Source organism: Ureibacillus sp. FSL E2-3493 (assembly GCF_038077515.1).
GTDB lineage: Bacteria > Bacillota > Bacilli > Bacillales_A > Planococcaceae > Ureibacillus > Ureibacillus halotolerans.
Window position 1 is genome coordinate 2086476 of the sequence record NZ_JBBOPK010000001.1, and the last position, 21016, is coordinate 2107491.

General features: G+C 33.9%; 25 protein-coding genes. 6 read left to right on the plus strand and 19 right to left on the minus strand.

Translation table 11 applies throughout. The annotated features are described in order from the left end of the window. Position 1: 1 nt before the first annotated feature. The 16 genes from MHH69_RS10690 to MHH69_RS10765 form a co-directional block, all read right to left on the minus strand. Positions 2–1129 carry a sporulation protein YqfD gene (locus MHH69_RS10690; RefSeq protein WP_341362293.1) on the minus strand — a complete coding sequence of 376 codons (1128 nt, stop codon included), beginning with the start codon at positions 1127–1129 and terminating at the stop codon, positions 2–4. Continuing rightward, complete coding sequence (locus MHH69_RS10695; protein WP_122971347.1) at positions 1116–1367, minus strand: hypothetical protein; 252 nt, start codon at positions 1365–1367, stop codon at positions 1116–1118. Before MHH69_RS10695 ends, MHH69_RS10690 begins: the two co-directional genes overlap by 14 nt. A 99-nt stretch (positions 1368–1466) precedes the next feature. Continuing rightward, the gene (locus tag MHH69_RS10700) at positions 1467–1964 is read right to left on the minus strand and encodes a hypothetical protein (RefSeq protein ID WP_122971348.1); all 498 of its coding nucleotides are present in this window, start codon (positions 1962–1964) and stop codon (positions 1467–1469) included. Positions 1965–2001: 37 nt separating this feature from the next. After that, the gene (gene floA, locus MHH69_RS10705; RefSeq protein WP_122971349.1) at positions 2002–3000 is read right to left on the minus strand and encodes a flotillin-like protein FloA; all 999 of its coding nucleotides are present in this window, start codon (positions 2998–3000) and stop codon (positions 2002–2004) included. Beyond that, positions 2990–3886 (minus strand): NfeD family protein, encoded by an 897-nt coding sequence (locus MHH69_RS10710; protein WP_122971350.1) that lies wholly within the window; start codon positions 3884–3886, stop codon positions 2990–2992. Before MHH69_RS10710 ends, floA begins: the two co-directional genes overlap by 11 nt. A gap of 296 nt (positions 3887–4182) precedes the next feature. Then, positions 4183–4356, minus strand: coding sequence for a 30S ribosomal protein S21 (gene rpsU / locus MHH69_RS10715; protein ID WP_004227078.1), 174 nt, complete (start codon positions 4354–4356; stop codon positions 4183–4185). Positions 4357–4466: 110 nt separating this feature from the next. Next, entirely contained in the window at positions 4467–5135 is a 669-nt protein-coding gene (gene deoC / locus MHH69_RS10720; RefSeq protein WP_122971351.1) for a deoxyribose-phosphate aldolase, read from the minus strand. Positions 5136–5322: 187 nt separating this feature from the next. Further along, positions 5323–6657 (minus strand): tRNA (N(6)-L-threonylcarbamoyladenosine(37)-C(2))-methylthiotransferase MtaB, encoded by a 1335-nt coding sequence (gene mtaB, locus MHH69_RS10725; RefSeq protein WP_341362294.1) that lies wholly within the window; start codon positions 6655–6657, stop codon positions 5323–5325. 16 nt (positions 6658–6673) lie between these two features. Then, on the minus strand, positions 6674–7417 hold the full coding sequence (locus tag MHH69_RS10730; RefSeq protein ID WP_122971353.1) for a 16S rRNA (uracil(1498)-N(3))-methyltransferase: 744 nt from the start codon (positions 7415–7417) through the stop codon (positions 6674–6676). A gap of 80 nt (positions 7418–7497) precedes the next feature. Next, positions 7498–8436 carry a 50S ribosomal protein L11 methyltransferase gene (gene prmA / locus MHH69_RS10735; protein WP_341362970.1) on the minus strand — a complete coding sequence of 313 codons (939 nt, stop codon included), beginning with the start codon at positions 8434–8436 and terminating at the stop codon, positions 7498–7500. Between the two features lie 84 nt (positions 8437–8520). Next, positions 8521–9639: a molecular chaperone DnaJ gene (gene dnaJ, locus MHH69_RS10740; protein WP_122971354.1), complete on the minus strand. Its 1119-nt coding sequence runs from the start codon at positions 9637–9639 to the stop codon at positions 8521–8523. A 179-nt stretch (positions 9640–9818) separates the two neighbouring features. Continuing rightward, the gene (dnaK, locus tag MHH69_RS10745; RefSeq protein ID WP_122971355.1) at positions 9819–11651 is read right to left on the minus strand and encodes a molecular chaperone DnaK; all 1833 of its coding nucleotides are present in this window, start codon (positions 11649–11651) and stop codon (positions 9819–9821) included. Positions 11652–11714: 63 nt separating this feature from the next. Beyond that, positions 11715–12299: a nucleotide exchange factor GrpE gene (gene grpE, locus MHH69_RS10750; RefSeq protein ID WP_341362295.1), complete on the minus strand. Its 585-nt coding sequence runs from the start codon at positions 12297–12299 to the stop codon at positions 11715–11717. Between the two features lie 12 nt (positions 12300–12311). Then, the gene (gene hrcA / locus MHH69_RS10755) at positions 12312–13346 is read right to left on the minus strand and encodes a heat-inducible transcriptional repressor HrcA (protein WP_341362296.1); all 1035 of its coding nucleotides are present in this window, start codon (positions 13344–13346) and stop codon (positions 12312–12314) included. 90 nt (positions 13347–13436) lie between these two features. Continuing rightward, positions 13437–14582 carry a radical SAM family heme chaperone HemW gene (hemW, locus tag MHH69_RS10760; RefSeq protein ID WP_341362297.1) on the minus strand — a complete coding sequence of 382 codons (1146 nt, stop codon included), beginning with the start codon at positions 14580–14582 and terminating at the stop codon, positions 13437–13439. Positions 14583–14715: 133 nt separating this feature from the next. After that, complete coding sequence (locus MHH69_RS10765; protein WP_122971359.1) at positions 14716–15039, minus strand: hypothetical protein; 324 nt, start codon at positions 15037–15039, stop codon at positions 14716–14718. A 572-nt stretch (positions 15040–15611) separates the two neighbouring features. Between MHH69_RS10765 and MHH69_RS10770 the strand changes: the two genes are divergently transcribed. Beyond that, the gene (locus MHH69_RS10770; protein WP_341362298.1) at positions 15612–15791 is read left to right on the plus strand and encodes a hypothetical protein; all 180 of its coding nucleotides are present in this window, start codon (positions 15612–15614) and stop codon (positions 15789–15791) included. A gap of 495 nt (positions 15792–16286) precedes the next feature. After that, the gene (locus MHH69_RS10775) at positions 16287–16784 is read left to right on the plus strand and encodes a hypothetical protein (protein WP_191708547.1); all 498 of its coding nucleotides are present in this window, start codon (positions 16287–16289) and stop codon (positions 16782–16784) included. Between the two features lie 170 nt (positions 16785–16954). Here MHH69_RS10775 and MHH69_RS10780 read toward each other — a convergent pair whose 3' ends face one another. Together MHH69_RS10780 and MHH69_RS10785 are read right to left on the minus strand one after the other, a co-directional pair. Next, positions 16955–17299 (minus strand): hypothetical protein, encoded by a 345-nt coding sequence (locus MHH69_RS10780; protein ID WP_341362299.1) that lies wholly within the window; start codon positions 17297–17299, stop codon positions 16955–16957. Continuing rightward, entirely contained in the window at positions 17296–17517 is a 222-nt protein-coding gene (locus MHH69_RS10785) for a transcriptional regulator (protein WP_341362300.1), read from the minus strand. The genes MHH69_RS10780 and MHH69_RS10785 overlap by 4 nt, the downstream gene beginning before the upstream one ends. Before the next feature lie 391 nt (positions 17518–17908). On the opposite strand from MHH69_RS10785, the gene MHH69_RS10790 reads away from it, so the two are divergent. From MHH69_RS10790 to MHH69_RS10800, 3 genes are all read left to right on the plus strand, one after another. Next, complete coding sequence (locus MHH69_RS10790; protein ID WP_341362301.1) at positions 17909–18568, plus strand: NYN domain-containing protein; 660 nt, start codon at positions 17909–17911, stop codon at positions 18566–18568. Between the two features lie 203 nt (positions 18569–18771). After that, on the plus strand, positions 18772–18921 hold the full coding sequence (locus MHH69_RS10795) for a hypothetical protein (protein WP_341362302.1): 150 nt from the start codon (positions 18772–18774) through the stop codon (positions 18919–18921). Positions 18922–19151: 230 nt separating this feature from the next. Further along, entirely contained in the window at positions 19152–19343 is a 192-nt protein-coding gene (locus MHH69_RS10800) for a hypothetical protein (RefSeq protein ID WP_341362303.1), read from the plus strand. Between the two features lie 377 nt (positions 19344–19720). On the opposite strand, the gene MHH69_RS10805 is transcribed toward MHH69_RS10800, so the two are convergent. Then, entirely contained in the window at positions 19721–20317 is a 597-nt protein-coding gene (locus tag MHH69_RS10805) for a hypothetical protein (RefSeq protein ID WP_341362304.1), read from the minus strand. A gap of 134 nt (positions 20318–20451) precedes the next feature. Here MHH69_RS10805 and MHH69_RS10810 point away from each other — a divergent pair, with 134 nt between their 5' ends. Next, positions 20452–20988 (plus strand): hypothetical protein, encoded by a 537-nt coding sequence (locus tag MHH69_RS10810; RefSeq protein ID WP_341362305.1) that lies wholly within the window; start codon positions 20452–20454, stop codon positions 20986–20988. The last annotated feature ends 28 nt before the right edge of the window (positions 20989–21016 follow it).

Genomic DNA, 21016 nt, shown 5'->3' on the forward strand with positions numbered 1-21016 from the left:
ATCAATCTCCTTGGTCAATTGGGTAGTTTTCCGCAATGTTTTCATTTACCAAAAATAGGACTTTCCCTTTCACTTTATCATCATCGAATGTAACGTGCAAAATGTTTTCCTTTTTGATAATTGTTTTTGGAGGTAAAGATTTTAAGATTTTTTCGTGCAGTAGTGGCAAAATAAACGATTCGATTCGTTCTTCTGTAATCTCTTCCGTTACAGTGATGTACTTTTGAGTCCTTTTGATTTCGATAAATTTTGAAAGCCACTCCGGTAAATCGATCTTTTGAAATGATTTTCCCTGCTCCTTTTTATCATTATTCATTTTGAAATCAATCGTCCACTCTCGACTACTAGCTGAGATGAGTTGTAATTCCTTTGGAATCGAAAATTCCGTTTCTAACCAGTAGTCTGCATACACTTCCCCAGAAGCTCCTACTACAACCGATTTATCTCCAACTGATATAACCCCTGATACAAGTGTATCCCCTTTATATACAGTTGTATTCGGTAATACACGACGTTCTCCACTAGAAATTTCAAAATGAGTAATTACACCACTTTTTGCTGCAATTAAATGATTTTTCCCTTCATTTATATTGTCTCTATTATCGGTAATCGGTGCAAGTTGTGGAACAATCGTCATACTACTACCTGTTTTTAATATATGCACCCAAGATAAATCTCTTAACTCTTCCATTATAGTTTGTCTAATTTCGAAATCCGATTCCACTTTTCCCCTTAATGTAGGCTTGGCGAGGGATAATTTTTCATTTACGATTTTTTCTACGGCAACTCGGACTTCAGGTATATCGGATTGCACCTCCACCTTCCAAACAAACTGGGAGGCAACAATTGGGATACAAATTAGTAGCAGTAAACCAATAGCTGTCCAACTATTTTTTTGAAAAATTCTAGAAATTTGTAAATATTGGATTTTCACTTTAACACGGTACTTTTTCCTAATCGTACGTACTATATTGATATCTTTCCTTGTAATTTCAAAACGAATTTCATTGTCTAAATGGGTTACATTCTTTATTTTTACACCTTTCGAATGTAAATTTTGAATGAAGGCATGGGCCGCATTGTTACGTGTTATACGAATTTCAACAGGACGATTATCAAACTTTTTCATAATCGTTCACCTGTCTTTTCATTTCAATTGATAATAAATTTTCAACATGTATAATAAATTCTTCCTCTTTTAATACATCTATATGTACGCGATTTGCTTTTATTAAAATTGAAAAATCTTCATATAAAAAGGAACAATGCTGTTCAGACGCTTCAATAAATTTATATGTTCCAATCAACCTTAATTGGCTGTTATTTACGATTTCAATTAATGGATCTTTTTGGAATAATTTTTTCAATTAAAAATGCCCCCCTTTCGCAAAAGTATATGCTTTGAAAAAGGGGGGCATGTATAGATTCCTTTTGTTTCTTACAAATTACTGCAAAACTTCAAACAATTAGGAATGTTGCTTTGCCTTTGGCGGTCCTAAAATTTCTGATGTAATAATCGCCTGAACTAACGCTTCTCTATTCGTAGGGACAAAGTTTCCAATTTCCCTTTGTTTCATTTTCCCTTTAGTATTTTTCACCCTCGTTATACTTGATGACCGATTGGAACGATTTGCATCAAGGGATGGTCTTGCATTTTTTGTTACAGGTTTCGATAAATCCTTTTCTATTTTTGTTGCTCTTCTGGCTACTTCTTGAGCAGATTTCTCCATGGAACGCTGGGGTGTTCTTGTAGCAGTTTTATCATTTAATTGTTGAAACACTTCACTCGCAAAATCTTCCAACGATTTTCTCGTTTCCCTACGTTCTACTTTATTAGAAGTTTGGGATTTTTGAGTCGTTTGTTTATTATTAAAAGGTGGCATTGGTTTTTGTTCTTTCTTTTCTTTACCACCAAATAAAGAACTAACAATAAAAATGACCACCATGAGAATAATGCCTTCCATTAACTAAACACTCCTCTCTTTTAGGTGTGTTATATCTTTAATCTTCCGTAGAATCTTGTTTATCATTTGTTACTTTCGCAATAGAATCTCTCATGGAAGTATCTGCTTGGATATTTTTATAATTCATATAATCCATAATTCCAAAGTTTCCAGAACGTAGAGCTTCTGCCATTGCCATTGGGACTTCTGCTTCTGCTTCTACTACTTTTGCTTTCATTTCTTGAACTTTCGCTACCATTTCTTGTTCTTTTGCTACTGCCATAGCACGACGTTCTTCCGCTTTTGCTTGGGCAATATTTTTATCCGCTTGTGCCTGTTCAATTTGAAGTTCTGCCCCAATATTTTTACCAACATCTACGTCTGCAATATCAATGGATAAAATTTCAAAGGCTGTTCCTGAATCTAACCCTTTTGAAAGTACCGTTTGAGAAATCAAATCAGGATTTTCTAATACTTTTGAGTGGCTTTCAGAACTACCGATTGTCGAAACGATCCCTTCACCGACACGGGCAATAATTGTATCTTCCCCTGCACCACCAACTAAACGGTCCAAGTTTGCTCTTACTGTTATTCTCGCTTTTGCTTTTACTTCAATCCCGTTAATTGCAACACCGGCAATAAATGGTGTTTCAATTACTTTCGGATTTACAGACATTTGTACAGCTTCTAATACGTCACGTCCAGCTAGATCGATAGCGGCACAACGTTCGAAGGATAACTCTATATTTGCCCGTTGAGCTGCGATTAAAGCATTTACAACACGGTCAACATTACCACCAGCTAAATAGTGGGACTCCAATTGGTTAATGGATACGTCTAAACCTGCTTTATGAGCCTTAATTAATGGATTTACAATACGAGCTGGAATTACTCGACGTAATCTCATCCCAATTAATGTAAAGATACTTACTCTTACTCCTGCTGCAATGGCACTAATCCATAGTGCTACTGGAACAAAAGTTAATATGACTGATAATACAATAATAACTACTACAGCGGTAATAATTAAACTAATAGCTGCTGCATCAATAACCATTTTCTTCCACTCCCTTTTCTATTTCTCTCACGACAACTCGTGAACCTTCTACACGCACAACTTCCACTTTCTTTTTTGAATCAACATAATTTCCTTCTGAAACGACATCGATTCGTTCGTTATCAATTATTATTGTTCCTGCAGGTCGAAGAGGTGTCAACGTATATCCGGATCTTCCTAACAGGTCAACACGGTTGATATTGGATACATAGCCTTCCTCTGTCGTCGTTGCGTCTCTTAATATTAATTTATTAAAGACGTGTAAATTTTTCCCAAAGAATTTCATTAATACCACCATTCCTATTATAGCGATAAACATAGCGATTAAAATGGAATACGCCATATGGACCACACTTTCACCTGCAAATAATAAACTGATAATCATCAGTGCGCCACCAATAAGTCCGACTATTCCCCCTGGAATAAACAATTCCGCTGCTAATAAAGCAAAGCCGATGACAAAAATTATGATCGATTCATAGGTTGCGAACCCTGAGGCGATATGTCCAAAGTAAAATAATCCAAAAGAAGATAGGCCGATGAGCCCCGGCACACCAAATCCAGGAGAAAATAATTCCATCGCTAACCCTAGGGCACCAATCGATAATAAAAAGGTCACAACAATAGGATTAGTCAAAAAATTTAAAAGCTTGTCAGAAAACGTTGTCTGTCCTACTTCCCCTTCATTTTCGGTTTGGACAAATTCTGAAAAATCATTGGCTGTTTCAGTTATTAAAGCACTTTCCTTTGTATCGCTAGTTACAACACCACTGTTCAATGAAACTATTTCTTCTCCATTGGCACTAACTGACAAGTTGAAGGAAAGAAACGTTAATGATATTAACAATAATGCCATGAAACAACTGCCTTTTATTATTTTCCCCATATCTACCCTCCTTACTTAGATGGGCTGTTCCTGATAGTTAATTCTACGGTTATATCGTCAAAAAGTTTCAAAAATCGAATGGTTTTTCTCATTTATTTTCATTGTACACGAATCGACTATCCAATTCTTAATTATTCTATTGTTATTCTATAAAAAAATGTACATCTAGTTTTACTAAAAAGGGCAAGAAAATGTAAAATACCCTAGTATTTGAAAGTTCAAATACTAGGGTATATCATTTTTTTCCTTAGTGAATCATAAATTGCGTGTTATGAACGTAGGGATTGTCTAGGAAATTACCACTTACGTTTACGTGCAGCTTCTGATTTCTTTTTACGTTTTACGCTCGGTTTTTCATAAAATTCGCGTTTTCTTACTTCTTGAATAGTACCACTTTTAGATACAGTACGTTTGAAGCGGCGAAGAGCATCTTCAAGCGATTCGTTTTTTCTAACGACAGTTTTTGACATCTCTCTTTCCCTCCCTCCGAACACACGTCAATACACAAACTACTATAGCAACTTGTGTACTAAAAAATTATATCGTATTGTCTAGCGACAGTCAATAGTAAGTATTCGAATTAATAGTTAGAATCGGAAATTAATCCATTCATTATCGCAACACCTGAACTTGCACCAATTCTTGTTGCTCCAGCTTCAATCATTTTTTGCATATCTTCAAGACTTCTTACCCCACCTGAAGCTTTTACACCGATTTCTGGTCCAACAGTTTTTCTCATTAATGCTACATCTTCAACAGTTGCTCCTCCCGTTGAAAAACCTGTAGATGTTTTTACGAAATCTGCGCCTGCTTCTACAGAAAGTTCACATGCTTTCATTTTCTCTTCATCAGTTAACAAACATGATTCAATAATTACTTTTACTAAAGTACCATTTGCTGCGTCTACGACAGCTTTAATGTCGTCTCGAACTAAATTGTAATTGCCGTCTTTTAATGCGCCAATATTAATAACCATATCAATTTCTTGGGCACCATTTTCAATTGCATTTTTTGTTTCAAAAGCTTTCACTTCTGAAGTTGTTGCTCCTAATGGAAAACCGATAACAGTACAAACTTTTACATTTGTACCTGATAAAAGTTGTGCGCTGTAATGAACCCACGTCGGATTTACGCAAACAGAGGCAAATTCATATTTTTTTGCTTCTTCACATAATTTTTCGATTTGATTTTTTGTAGTTTCAGCTTTTAACAATGTATGATCAATCATTGAAGCGTAATTTTGTGTCATAAAAATTACTCCTTTTCCTTAAGTTGTCCGTACCTCTCCCATCATACCATTAACGGCAATAACTTGTGAAATGTCAGATATTTTCAAAAATAATTTAGATGTTTACTTCAAATTAGTATCCCCAAAACAACACATTTCTTTTTACATAAAAAACGGCAAAACTCATTACAAGTTTTACCGTTTTCCTTTATTGTACTTGTTCTTCTAATACACGTACAAATTGACCTTCACAATTTGGGTAGCCAGCTTTCGTAATCTTCACTTTTACAAGTTTTCCGATCATCGATTCATTACCTTCAAAGACAACACGTAAATAATTGTCTGTATACCCTACAAATAAGTTTTCTTCGTTTGATTCTTTATATTGTTCTTCAGGGATAATTTCTAATACTTCTCCTTCAAAGCGAGAAGCATACTCTTTTGCTAATTGATCGTTTAATGTAAGTAAACGGTGTACTCGTTCATTTTTCACTTCTTCATCGATTTGATCTTCCATTCTTGCAGCAGGTGTACCTGTACGTTTAGAGAACGGGAAGACGTGAAGCTCGGCAAATTTATGTTTAGCAATAAAGTTATACGTCTCCATAAATTCTTCCTCAGTTTCTCCTGGGAAACCAACGATAACGTCAGAAGTGATCGCTAAATCCGGTAACGCATCATTTAAACGTTCAAGCCGTTCTGCAAAGAAATCCATTGTATATTTCCGACGCATTCGTTTTAAAACGGTATCTGAACCCGATTGAATTGGAATGTGCAAATGTCGAACAACGATATTTGAATTTTTCAATACTTCAATCACTTCATCCGTTAATTGAGAAGCTTCAATGGAAGAAATTCGTAAACGTTTTAATCCTTTTACATTTGCTTCAAGGTCACGAAGTAATTGTGCTAAGTTATAATCTTTAAAGTCTTGTCCATATCCACCAGTATGAATACCAGTAAGAACAATTTCAAGATAACCAGCATCTACTAGCTGTTGTGCTTGGCGAATTACTTCTTGAGGATCCCGGGAACGCATTAAACCACGAGCCCATGGAATAATACAGAACGTACAGAAATTGTTACATCCTTCTTGAATTTTAAGGGAAGCACGGGTACGGTCTGTAAAATAAGGAACGTCTAACTCCTCATAAACACGGTTTTTCATTATATTTCCAACCGCATTAATTGGTTTACGTTCTTGTTTGTATTGTTCGATATAACCAAGCATCTTTTGACGATCTTGTGTTCCGACAACAATATCTACACCTGGGATTGCCATAATTTCTGCAGGTGATGTTTGAGCATAGCAACCCGTTACACAAATTACTGCATCAGGATTTTGACGGACAGCACGACGAATCACTTGGCGAGATTTTTTATCTCCTGTATTTGTTACTGTACATGTATTGATGACATAAACGTCTGCTTGATGTTCAAATTCAGTACGTTCATATCCTTGTTCTTTAAAAAGCTGCCAGATTGCTTCTGTTTCGTAATGGTTTACTTTACAGCCTAATGTATGAAAAGCCACCGTTGACAAGGCTAGTACACCTCTTTCATTCAAATTCATAGGAAATGGCAGATAGCGCATATAATGGTGCGGTTTCTGCACGCAATATTCTAGGTCCAAGAGACATTGTCTCAGCTCCAGCATCTAATAAACTTTGTGCCTCATTTCTTGAAATGCCACCTTCAGGACCGAAAATTAATAAAATAGACTTCAATTCATTATCATACACTTTTTTCAGCTTATCCGCAAATCTCGTACGCACTTCCTTTTTAGCATCTTCTTCATCCGCTATAAATACGACATCATAGTTCGAAAGTGTACGAATTAATTGTTTAAAGGAAATCGGGTTGGATATAGTCGGAACATGATTTCGATGGGATTGTTCCGCAGCTTCCTGAGCAATTTTTTGAAGTCTTTCGGTTTTCTTCTCACCCTTCTTTTCATCCCACTTTACAATGGAACGTTCCGCACTAAAGGGAATTAAAGCATACATTCCTAATTCCGTTCCCTTTTGAGCTATAAACTCTAACTTATCCCCTTTCGGTAATCCACACGCGATATGTACTTGAATAGGCATTTCAGAAGAGGGGATTGTTTCACCGGTTTGTTTTACAACAATTTCTTGCCCAACAGATAAAATTTCACAAATATATGCTATGTTATTCGAAACAACAACAATTCGATCTCCAGTAGTCATACGCATCACTTTAGAAATATGACGGGCATTTTCACCAGTAATCGTTATCTCTTTTTCTTGGTTAAAAGGTTCATCTAAAAAATAACGTTGCATTTCATCACACCTCCTAGATAAATGGAAAACTTCTTGTAAAATGATAAGGAGTTGACCCTTTATGGGACAACTCCTCCTTATTATGGTCTTCTTGCAATAATTGCAACCCAGTCTTCCATCATTAATACTTCTTCGATGATAAAACCTGATTTTTCTAGAGCTGATTTTACGCTATCTTTTTTCGCACTGATAATCCCCGATGTAACGTATAATCCCCCTGGTTTAACAATAGAGAAAGCATCGTCAGTAAATGTCATAATAATTTCAGCAAGGATATTTGCCACCACAACATCCGCTTGTTCTGTTACAGTATCTAGCAAATTACCATGAAACACCTTTGCAACATGTTGTACATTATTCAGTTTGATATTTTCCCGTGCTGATTTTACCGCTATCTCGTCTAAATCAAGGGCATGGACGTTTTTAGCACCGAGCAATGCAGCAGCAATGGAAAGAACACCCGATCCTGTTCCAACATCAATGACTGTATCCCCTTTATTAACCACTTTTTCTAAAGCCTGTAGACACATAACAGTAGTAGGGTGAGTCCCTGTACCGAAGGCCATACCTGGATCAAGTTCTATGATGAGTTCATCCGTACTAACCGGTGTATAATCTTCCCATGTAGGAACAATAGTAAAGCGCTCAGAAATTTTTACTGGGTGGTAATATTGTTTCCAAGCTGTTGCCCAATCTTCTTCATTCACTTCAGAAATCGTGAAAATATTTTCCCCAAGGTTAATATCAAAATTAATAAGATTCGAGATTGCAAGCTTTATTTCTTCAACAGTTTCCGCCAAAAAACTAGAGGCTGGTAAATAAGCTTTGACTACTACTCCACTTACTGGAAAATCTTTTGGATTTAAATCATAAATTTCTCCAAATTGATCTACCCTTTCTTTTTTCACTTCTGTTGAATCTTCTATGACAACACCACTCGCGCCTGCTTCATGAAAAATATTTGAAATCGCTTCAACCGCTTCGTTTGTTGTTAAAACCGACAATTCTGTCCATTTCACTTGCAATCAGCTCCTCCTATAAATTTTAGTAAGTTGGGCTTTTCTTAATAAAGTCAAGCGTCCAACGTAATGGACGCATTGATTTTATTCGCCTTTAAATGTTTTTTTTATTTTATCGAATAAAGAACTACCTTGTTCTTCTGGTATATCGCCACTAATTTCAGCAAAATCACGCAACAATTGCTTTTGTTTTTCCGTTAATTTTGTTGGTGTCATGACTTTCACGATGACATATTGGTGACCAGTTCCATAACCATGGACGTTTTTAACACCTTTATCTTTAATTCGGAATTGAGCTCCCGATTGAGTTCCAGCTGGAATTTTTAATTTTACTTTCCCATGAATTGTAGGAACTTCGATTTCATCTCCTAAAGCCGCTTGAGGGAAAGTTAATTTTAATTCGTAGTAAATATCATCGCCATCCCGTTCAAAATATGGATGGTTTTTCACATTAAATACAATATATAAATCCCCTGCTGGTCCACCATTTATACCTGGTTCTCCTTGACCTGATACGCGTAATTGTTGACCATCATCAACTCCGGCAGGGATTGTAACTTTGATTTTTTTACGTTTTTGAACTGTTCCAGCTCCATGACAAGATGAACATTTATCTGTAATAATTTTACCTGTTCCACGACATGTGCTACATGTACGACGGTTAACCATACGTCCAAATGGCGTATCAACTGCTTGATTTACTTCACCGGAACCATTACATGTTGAACATGTTTTTGGACTTGTACCTGGTTTTGCCCCAGATCCATGACATGTATCACAAGTTTCTTCTTTTGGAATTTCAATTTCTGTTTGCTTACCGAATACAGCATCTTCAAAGGAAATGTTCATACGGTATTGTAGATCATCCCCTTTTCTTGGTGCATTCGGATCAGACCGACGGCTTCCTCCACCGAAAAATGAACTGAAAATATCTTCAAAGCCACCGAATCCGGAACCACCGAATCCGCCAAATCCTCCTTGACTTGGACCGTCATGACCAAATTGGTCATATTGGGCGCGTTTCGAATCATCACTTAACACTTCATACGCTTCAGCTATTTCTTTAAATTTTTCATCAGCACCTGCTTCTTTATTTAAATCAGGGTGATACTGTTTAGAAAGTTTGCGATACGCTTTCTTGATTTCATCTTTACTAGCGCTTTTACTTACACCAAGCACTTCATAATAATCGCGTTTACTCATCGGTCACACTCCGCTCTTTTACATAACGTATATTGTAACATGTTCAAAATATACTGTATATGAAGTTTGTTTTTATTATCTCAAATTTTCAAAATTGACATCTATTTGCAATGAAAAAGTCAAAGTCCATTTTCAGGCTTTGACTTTTTCTTGTTCCCATCTATCTTATCATCTGAAAATTATTTATCGTCTTTTACTTCTTCAAAGTCAGCATCTACAACGCCGTCGTCTTTTTTACCAGCATCTGCTCCTGCTTCACCTTGTGCCGCTTGAGCCGCTGCTGCTGCTTGTTCATAGACTTTCATTACTAAAGGTTGTAAAACGCCTTCTAATTTTTCTTTCGACGATTTAATTCCTTCGATTTCACCAGCTTCTAATGCTTTTTTCAATTCCTCTTTTGCATCTTCAACTGATTTTTTCTCGTCTTCTGTAATTTGTTCCCCAAGATCCGAAATAGTTTTATCCACTTGGAACACTAATTGGTCTGCTTCATTGCGAAGTTCTGCTTCTTCTTTACGTTTTGCATCAGCTTCAGCATTTGCTTCAGCATCTTTTACCATACGTTCGATTTCTTCATCAGATAAACCTGAATCGGATTGAATTACAATTGTTTGCTCTTTTTGAGTACCTAAATCTTTTGCTTTAACTGAAACGATACCGTTTTTATCAATATCAAATGTTACTTCGATTTGAGGTACACCACGTGGTGCTGGTGGGATATCAGCTAATTGGAAACGTCCTAAAGTTTTGTTATCAGCAGCCATTGGACGTTCACCTTGTAACACATGGATATCTACAGCTGGTTGGTTATCAGCAGCTGTTGAGAAAACTTGTGATTTTGAAGTTGGGATTGTTGTGTTGCGTTCGATTAATTTTGTAAATACGCCACCCATTGTTTCAATACCAAGAGAAAGCGGAGTTACGTCAAGTAAAACGATATCTTTTACATCACCCGTTAATACGCCACCTTGAACTGCAGCACCCATTGCGACAACTTCGTCTGGGTTTACACCTTTATGTGGCTCTTGACCAGTTTCACGTTTAACTGCCTCTTGAACTGCTGGAATACGAGTAGAACCACCAACTAAAATTACTTTATCTAAATCTGATGCGCTTAAGCCAGCATCTTTAAGAGCTTGACGAGTTGGGATAATTGTACGTTCTACTAAATCACGCGTAATTTCATCGAATTTTGCACGAGTTAAGTTTACTTCTAAGTGAAGTGGACCTTCAGCTCCTGCTGTAATGAATGGTAATGAAATTTGAGTAGATGTAACACCAGATAAATCTTTTTTCGCTTTTTCAGCCGCATCTTTTAAACGTTGCATAGCCATTTTATCTTTCGATAAATCAATACCATTTTCTTTTTTAAATTCGTCAACTAAGTAATCAATTACTTTTTGGTCGAAGTCATCTCCACCAAGTTTGTTATCCCCAGCAGTAGCAAGTACTTCGAATACGCCATCCCCTAATTCAAGGATTGATACGTCGAATGTACCACCACCAAGGTCAAATACTAGAATTTTTTGATCTTGATCTTGTTTATCTAAACCGTATGCTAGGGCTGCTGCTGTTGGTTCGTTAATAATACGTTCTACTTCAAGACCAGCAATTTTACCAGCATCTTTTGTTGCTTGACGTTGAGCGTCGTTGAAGTAAGCTGGAACAGTAATTACAGCTTTCGTTACTTTTTCACCTAAGTATTCTTCAGCATATCCTTTTAAGTATTGTAAAATCATTGCTGATACTTCTTGAGGAGTATATTCTTTATCTTCAATTGTTACTTTTTCAGAAGTACCCATTTTTGATTTAATAGACAAAATTGTGTTAGGGTTTGTAATTGATTGGCGTTTTGCCACTTCCCCAACTTGACGTTCACCATTTTTAAATGAAACAGCAGAAGGAGTTGTACGGTTACCTTCTGGATTTGGAATTACCTTTGGTTCCCCACCTTCTAATACTGCTACACAAGAGTTTGTTGTCCCTAAGTCAATACCAATAATTTTGCTCATATTAAATTTTGCCTCCTATTATTTAAAACACCATTTGTGCTCTTTCTAAATTAAATACGTTTATTATTCATTTACTGAAACCATTGATGGTCTTAATACACGATCTTTTAATTTATATCCTTTTTGAAGTTCGCGTATAACAATGCCAGATTCTTTTTCAGAAACATTTTCTTGCATGACTGCTTGATGTACAGTTGGATCGAAAGCTTCCCCTTCAGCAGGGATGACTTCTAATCCTTCCTGTTTTGCAGCTTCGATAAATGTTTTATAGACCATTTCAATGCCTTTATATAAAGAAACTGCATCATCGGAGCTCACTTCCACTTGTAACGCCCGTTCAAGATTATCTAGAACCGGTAATAAGTCAGTCAGTAATTTTTGAGCTCGATATTTTTCAGAAGCTTCTCTATCAAGTTGATTACGGCGACGCATATTATCAAAATCCGCACGTAAACGTAAGAAACGATTTTCTTCTTCTTGAAGTTTCGTTTCCAATTCCGCAATTTTTAAATTTAATTGCTCTTCAACGGTTAGTTCCGTTTGTTCCTCGTTTTGCTCATTTTCCGTGTTATTCGTTACTTCTTCATTTGTTTGTTCTGTTACTTCTTCTGTTACTTCTTGTTGTTTGTTTTCTGTCGTTTCAGACACAATGAATCCTCCTTATAACCCATTAGTCGATTTATTTGAGAGCACACGAGAAAGTCCACTTCGCATCACATCTAATAAAGAAACAGCACGTTGATAATCCATACGTGTTGGTCCAATAATCGCAATGGAACCTTCTTGCTCTTTGCCAACGGAATATGTGGCTGTAATAACACTTAGATCATCCATCGCCAAATGATTATTTTCAGAACCAATTCGAATATGGATTCCTCTGTCACCAGGATGGAATAGGGAGATCACTTGACTCTCTTTTTCCATCATCTCCATTAAGGCGCGAACTTTATTTAAATCGTGAAACTCGGGTTGATTTAACATATTTGTTTTTCCGCCAAAATAAATTTTCCCTTCATTTTGCGCGAAAGCAACATTTTTTAAAGATTGGATAATAGAATCTGCTGTTTTTACATGCTGCCTTAGTACTTCAAAGGTTTCTAATTCAAGTCGACTTTGCAGTTCGAGCAATGAAACACCCACTAAACGTTCGTTTAAAATGTTAACTGTTTTTTCTATATCTACAGGAATAAATCCTTGAGGGAGAGTAATGGTGCGATTTTCCACGTGTCCATTATCTGTCACAATAATCGCAACAGCTGTTTGCTCAGTCAAAGGAACAATTTGGAATCGTTTCACACGATGTTTGCTTACATTTGGTCCAAGTAAAATCGTTGTATAGGATGTTAAATCAGACAATATATTGGCAGATTCACGAATTACTTGTTCCATCTCTACAATTTGATTTTTAAAAATAGATTGAACTAACCCAATTTCTCTTTCAGACATTGAAATAGGCTGTAACAAATGGTCCACATAATATCGATACCCTTTTTCAGAAGGTACACGTCCAGAAGAAGTATGTGTTTTTTCTAAAAACCCTAATTCCTCTAAATCAGCCATCTCATTTCGGATAGTTGCAGGGCTATAAGTGATCCATTCTTTCTTCGAAATTTGGCGTGACCCTACTGGTTGAGCTGAATTAACAAAATCATCAACGATTACTTGCAAAATTTGTAATTGTCGATTTGTTAACATAGTCATCACCTCTGTTAGCACTCATTAACTTAGAGTGCTAATACTATATTTAAATTATCAAATCTCTCAAATGATGTCAACGGAATCGCTTTAATCTTCCAATAAAAAACGTTGAAAAACTTCATTGCCGACAAAACGACCTTTATGGCTTAACTTCACACCTTTTTCATCTTCGAGCAATAAGTCTTCGATTTTTAGTTGTTCAATTGTGTTCCCATAAAGTTTCTTCATCGATACACCGAATTTTTTCTCAAATTGTTCAAAGGAAACACCCTCATTTTTTCGTAATCCTAAAAACATTTGCTCTTCACATTTTTCTTCAAAAGATACTTTATGTTCCCGGAGGAGCGGTTGTTCATTATTTTGGATTGTTTCAATATATTTCTTTATTGGGGCATAATTCGAATAACGGATTCCTCGCAAATAACCATGGGCTCCAGCTCCGAAACCAGCATACTCATCATTATCCCAATAAATTTTATTATGTGTTGAAATATGGCCATCCATAGCAAAATTGCTTATTTCATATTGTTCCTTTTGTTTTTCAGCCATCTTCTTCATTAATAATTCATACATATCTGCTTCCGAATCTTCAGTAGGTAAGCTTAATTTCCCTTTTGCATACTGGATATAAAAAATCGTTTTTGGTTCAACAATTAAAGAATAGGCTGAATAGTGAGGAAGATCCAATTCCAATGCCTTCATTAAAGTATCTTCCCATTGTTCCATCGTCTGACCTGGTAAACCATACATTAAATCAATACTCATATTATCGAAACCAATCTTCTTTGCCAGTTCAATCGTTTCATATACATGCTCATTCGTATGGGTACGTCCTAATTTTTTCAATAGTTGTTGATCAAAGGATTGTACGCCCATACTTAATCGATTTACTCCACCGTTTATTAATGCTTCCAGCTTATCCTCTGTTAATTCATCAGGATTTGCTTCGGAACTAAATTCGATTAGTTGATTCGTCGGGAGTATAGAATTGATATGATGTAATAGCCTAGTAATTTGTTTTGCTGATAATGCGGTAGGCGTTCCACCGCCAAGGTAGACCGTTTCAATTTCTTGAAATTGTTCCGGTGATTTGCGGACAGCCATTTCAATTTCTTTTCCAACAGCTTCTATATATTCATCAACTGGTTGATTTTTAAAAAATACTTTGTTGAAATCACAGTAATTACAAATTTGATGACAGAAAGGAATATGTATGTAGACACCTCGCGCCATTAAAATCCCTTCTTTCTAATGAAAAATATCCATTTCTCTCTATTGTACCCTTTCAATATAAAATTTCAATTTTACAGTTCAAAAACATTTTAATTTAATAAAAAAAGGACCCGTAAAAACAGGTCCATGAAAATTATATTGTAACTTCAATTTGTTTATTATGTAGATTATAAAATAAATCGATTAATGAATAAGATGTTATATTTGATGCGAAGTCAGTTACCTCTTCTTTAGACTTAAAAGTAACTGCACCGACTTCCCTTACAATCTCATATTTTTCTTGTTGTAAGTTAATTAAGTATATTCTGACGACAGGATTGTACGGACGGGCTTGCTCCAAATTATCACCGGCTAATAAAATACCATTTAGCTGCTGATCATTTATAATTGTGTTCAACACTTCTAAGCCATCTAATTCAAACCATTCTGGAATTTCTACTTGCCCCATATTACTCATCTTTACTACATCTCCTTCGCTGTTTTATCAAATGAAGAAAATCAAATCATGTAAATATCAACTTTTAGCAAAGTTTAGTTCTAAGCTTGGTTTTTATAGACAAATTGTACTATAGCGAATTTATTTCATAAAGAGCAAAAATGAAACGATTTTTTTCAGTCCATTTCACGTTATTCTTTATATGTTGCAATAAAAAACAGGTCAACTTCCAAAAAGAAAGCTTAACCTGCTAAAAACCTATATTAGTAAGACTTTTCTGTATACAATTCTATCTATTTTGTATCCAATATTTTTTCTTACCTTCCAATTTTATTATCGACTATTGCACTAGTTCAATTACTGTTTTTCCAAATAATATATTTAATAGCGTAAATTGGTCTAAATAATGACATTTCATCCTACGAAATGCTTTAAATTATACCGAACTAATTTTTTTCAGAAAAAGTAGATTAAGAGAGAGTATTCATCTACTAAATCCTTTAAATTATAATGTTTAGCAATACATCGTATTAATAGATCTTTCAATTCAATTGACCCGAAGCTGAAAACTATCGACAAGGAGAGATTAAAGATTGAAAGTTATTGATGTTGCTGAAAGATTAGAAAAGATGATTGCTGTCTATTTCAATGGTAATAATTATGTTATGAATGGTTTAGAACTTTCGAGGGAGGACTCTAAAATCATAGCCTTTTCTTTAATCCACGCATATCAACTAACCGAATGGATCATTCATAATAAAACGGGTAAATAATCAAATATCCTTTACACTTTAACAAGTAACATCAAATAAAAGACATAGCAAATCTTCAATAATAGAAGACCGCTATGTCCTTTCATTCATTGATGGCAAAAGCAGATGCTGTTGTAATTATAAACAGTAGTAATCCCCACCGCTCATATTTCAATAACGTTAAAACACAACCTTTTGAAACGTTAGATGATTATTTTTTATTATTGTCATCCATTTTCAATACAGCCATAAACGCTTCTTGTAGAGAGAGAGTATTAAGGTTTATTCTGTTATATCTTTTTATAACTTTCAAATCTTTCAACAGTCTATCTTTACGAGAACTTTTATATCAAATTATACTTTTTTATATCTGAATATATTTAATCAAAATATTTAATAACGGTGGCATATTGGTGGAAACAGTTAAAACAGACAGACAACTATTCTCGGTTGTCTGTTTTCTTTTTATATACTTTGCTATAATTATCCATAAATAAATTATTTAGGGGGATATTCTTGAAACGATTATTATTACTTACCCTCTTAACAGTGGGTGTATTATTTCTTTTTGGGTATTTAAATCAGGGGTATAGAGAAGAAAAAATAGAGAAAGAAGCCGCACAAGAAGAACAAGAAATGAGGGATTTTGAGGATAGACGTAAATATACTGATTTATATACAACAGATTTGAAAAATGATTTTGGTGATAATTTTAAAGAGTTATATATATTTGAAAATGAATTAAACATTCATTTATTTTATTATGATCTAACAGAAGAATTGGCCAAAACATCTGCAGTGAAAATTCTAGAATATTTACAAAAAAATAATTCTAAATATGATGTGGAAATAAGAATAGCGACCGAAAGAAGAAATGATTACGGTGAAAAGGATGAATATAATCCATTTACTTTAGACGTCTCGAACAATACTCTATATAAGTTTGATTTTGATTTTTTTGATATTGACAACCTTGAAACTACTGCAGATCAATATCATTATTTTGAATACTAATCACTTGTTATGTATAAACAATGATGAATTAGTAAACACTTGATTTACATCTCAAACACTTTTCCAAAAATGAGATATCGACTAAACAATTCTTCAAATTAAAAAGAGAAAATTGAGAAGTCTTAAGGAAGATAGTCGAACATTTTTAGTCACTCATTCGAGTGGCTTTTTTATTGCACATTCAATAATCGCTTAATTTCATCATCAACTTTATTTTTAAGTGCAACATTAAAATATCTCCGATTATGTTCAGTCCCCTTAAATAAGATTATGTATTCAGTAATATCTTTATCGATACGAATCTCTGCTTGAACTTTAATACCATTCTTCCCTAATTGGGATTTTACTTCTCTTAATTCATTTTGAACTACAATTATTTGTTGTTCCATCCACAAAGCTAATGGACGATTTATTTTAATATCATTTAAATGGTTTAGATCACGTTCTAAAGTTCGTTTTGTTAAATCAAGGATAATATGTTTATGTATTAATTCAGCAGCATTAAAATCAATCAAATCACTTCACGCTCTTTTCGGATAACTGGTACCAACGCAAGAACATTATCAATACAAAACACTCGATTAGCATGTTTTAAAAAGCAATAAGCATTAAACTTATCATCTAATACTTTGGTTACTTTAATACGTCGCTTTGTGATTTCTCCGCTTTTTGCGATGTACATCATATCAATCAACTGATTACGTTGAATTGCTTTTAATAACTGATTTTTCATTGATACCACTCCTTTTATAGAACGTTTGTTTCAATCAATTATAGAACATTTGTTCTTATTATTGCAATGCGAATTTTTCTAGGCAATTATGTAGCCTAGATATTTACCTAAAATTTGTGGTATTTTTGCTAATAAAAAGCATCATAAATAATCCATTTTTTAAATCGATATTTTTGTCGTAATGATTTATACAAAAAATAATGTAAAATAAAGAGAAAATACGCTAAAAATTTAGCTAATTTTTTCTTTAAAAAGTGTTTACAAACTTTTATTTTGCATATATTATAAATACAACGAAAGCGAACATTTCGTTGTTCATAATAATACCTATACCCTGCCCCCAATACTATACCTATGGGCAGGGTTTTTACTTTAGTTAGGGGTGTTCTATTTGAAAAAAGTAGCTATAATTGTTGATGGTCAATTTTTAATGCACAGAATTAAAGATGCTTTAAACGAAACTAAATATCCTACTGCTGATGAAATAAGTTTACTTTTAAACGATCTGGCAAAGAACAAAGATGAAGAAGTTTATAGGATATTTTTTTACCAAGGTGAGCATAGTAAACAAAAAACTGAAAAACCCATCTCAAAAACAGAAGTTGAATTCAAAGATTCTGAAATAGCAAAATACTCAACAGAATTGCTTGCTACACTTTCAAAAAAAGAACTAATGGCTGTTAGAGTGGGAGATACGAGATTTAGAGGATGGAAGCTAAAAAAATGGGTTCAAAATAAATTTATTACATCTCAGTTTAACGAAAAACTCTCTGATGACCATTTCACCCCTGAATTCCAACAAAAAGGCGTTGACATCAAAATAGGATTGGATGTAGCTTGGTTAGCTAGCAAAAGACTAGTAGATAGAATAATTTTAGTTACTGGTGATTCGGATTTTGTTCCAGCAATCAAATTTGCTAGAAGAGAAGGTTTACAAGTAGTTATATTAAAAATTGGTCCTAAAAAAATTCATGAAACCCTAGAAATACATAGTGATTTTATAAGAGAAATTACTAATGAAGATATAAAAGATAAATTAAGAAATTCATAATTGCTTTTGTTAGACCGTTAACCTAAAATTAATGGTCTTTTTTATTTGTCAGTATATATTTAAAATCAAATATTGATTTAAAGAAATAAAAACATGATAACTCACCTATTTAGGTGAAAAACTTTTTTAATATTCACGATGGAAATTGTTGACATTTTATAAGCCATGGTATATAATCAAAATATAGAAAGGAGGTGAACAAAGTGGATTATGATAAGGTTTTAACTTACTTAATCTCAATATCAACGGTGATTCATTTACTAACAAGTTCAGCAAAGAACATCAAAGATATTAGACAAAGTAAGAAAAAAGAAAAGCGACGCCCTCCCGCAAAGAAGAAACGTCGCAAATAACACCGAAGGAGGTTAACCCCTCCTTCACCCTTATCTTATCATATCCATTTAATTATGAAAAATATAAGTTATGGTATTGCCTTTGCATTTGCATTGTATGTTTTGATTGAAATGGTTAACTGGAACGATCCAAAATTCTTCGATTACTCCATGATTGTTATTTATTCAATTTGTTTAATTTTAGTAGTGTTTAACTCAATATTATATTTTAAGAAAATGAGGGATAAATAATGACTGAAAAGAAGACATCTGAAGCGCAAAAACGAGCAACTCAAGCTTATAGGGAAAGAAACAGGGAAAAAGCTCGAAAGCAAAGTGCGAAGAGTTCAGCTAAAACCTTTATTAATAAATATGGGGAATTAGATGAATTGAAGGAGTTAAAATTATTAATTGAGAAAAGAATCAATGAATTATCTGAGTGAATGTAAAAAAAGAGTTAAATTATAATTCCGAATGAATGTAAATACCACCCTATAAATTGTGTATTGCAAAATAAAAGTGCAGAGTATTGCAAGCTGATTTGTCGTTGCTACTTTACATGGAGTGGTGGGCATGATAGCCTTTCGTGGCAAAGCCAGCCCTTGATCTTGCTGGCTTCTTGGCTTGAGACTCATGCCCGCAGAGGCTCCATGTCAAGTTGCAACATTGTGTAGTTGCAATTGCAATACTATGTATTCTTTCTTTGCAAAATACAACCCTATAAATAGTAGATTGATTTCAACATTTACAGGGCGGTTAAGCTTCATATATTTTTTTTAGAGTAAAAAAGTACCCAAAAAATAGTCATTATTAATAGTTGTTAAAAATCTAATTTAGATTTATTAAAAAAATATTTTGATTTAAGTGTTTCAAATACTAATTTTACAATAAATATACCTAGTACTCCTCCTATAATATTAAATGCCATATATAAAACATCCATACCATTTGTAGTTTTCAGTACTAAGCCAAACCATTCAAGTAACAAATGTAAGAATCCAATTCCAATGCAACTTAAAATTACAATAAAAATTTGTTTCTTTAAATTTCCAATCCCAATAAGTACTGATAAGAATATTCCAAATGGAATAAATATTAACAAGTTATAAATTATACCCAATGAATTACTACCAATTGATATCTTAGAAAAAAGTCCTTCATAGATACCATACCACTCGTTTGACGCAATAAATTGACTGTTTATATCATTTGAATTTTGTTGTGGAAGAGTAATACCACCCAAATTTATTTGTATTAAACTGATTAAATAAAATATAAAGCAGTATAATATAAAACGTTTTAGGTTACTTTTCTTTTCTTTTCTAAAATAATCCATAAATAAATCAATAAATATATATATAAGTAAGAATATCAATCCTATAGGGACAATGTTATAAACATAGTAGGTTGTTGTCATAACTTTTCCTCCTTTTCCATCTATTATATATTATTTTCTACTTTTTAATAATATAAATCATGTACAAATTTTTAACAATATATGTTAAGGTAATAATTGTAAGAAATATTACCTATATTAGGAGGTTACATTTTATGAAAAACAAAAGTCTTTCATTACTTGCATTTTTATTATTATTCTCGTTTCTATTTGGGACTTCCCAAAATGCAAGTGCTGCAGAAACTGGTGTAGATCCTGAAAGTATACCTACTCAGCTCAGCCCTGGTGTAGAAGTATACTATCCAGAAAATCCGGAAAATCTAATTGAATTTTATGCTACTGATGTGCAACTTATGCTAGCTAATTCCCTTCAAAAAGGTACCGTATTAAGTAGTACAGAAACTACAGATACAACATCAAGAATCTATGTAAATGGTACTAAACATGCTGGATTACATATAAACCTCGAGATTGATAAATTTGGTCCTAGAGGTACATTAGTATACACTTTATTTAAAGACGGAAAGTACTATCAAACTTATGTAGCATATACAAAAGGTTCAAAATACCAAGGCCCAAAACTTCAACAAGGGGAATACTCCTTAAGATTATATTGTGGTAATCCAGACGAGCTAGAAAAAGGCTGTGTAGCAAGAGCTTCTATTAGTGTATACTTTAAAAAACCATTTTAAGAAATTTTCAACTTAATACATTTCTAAT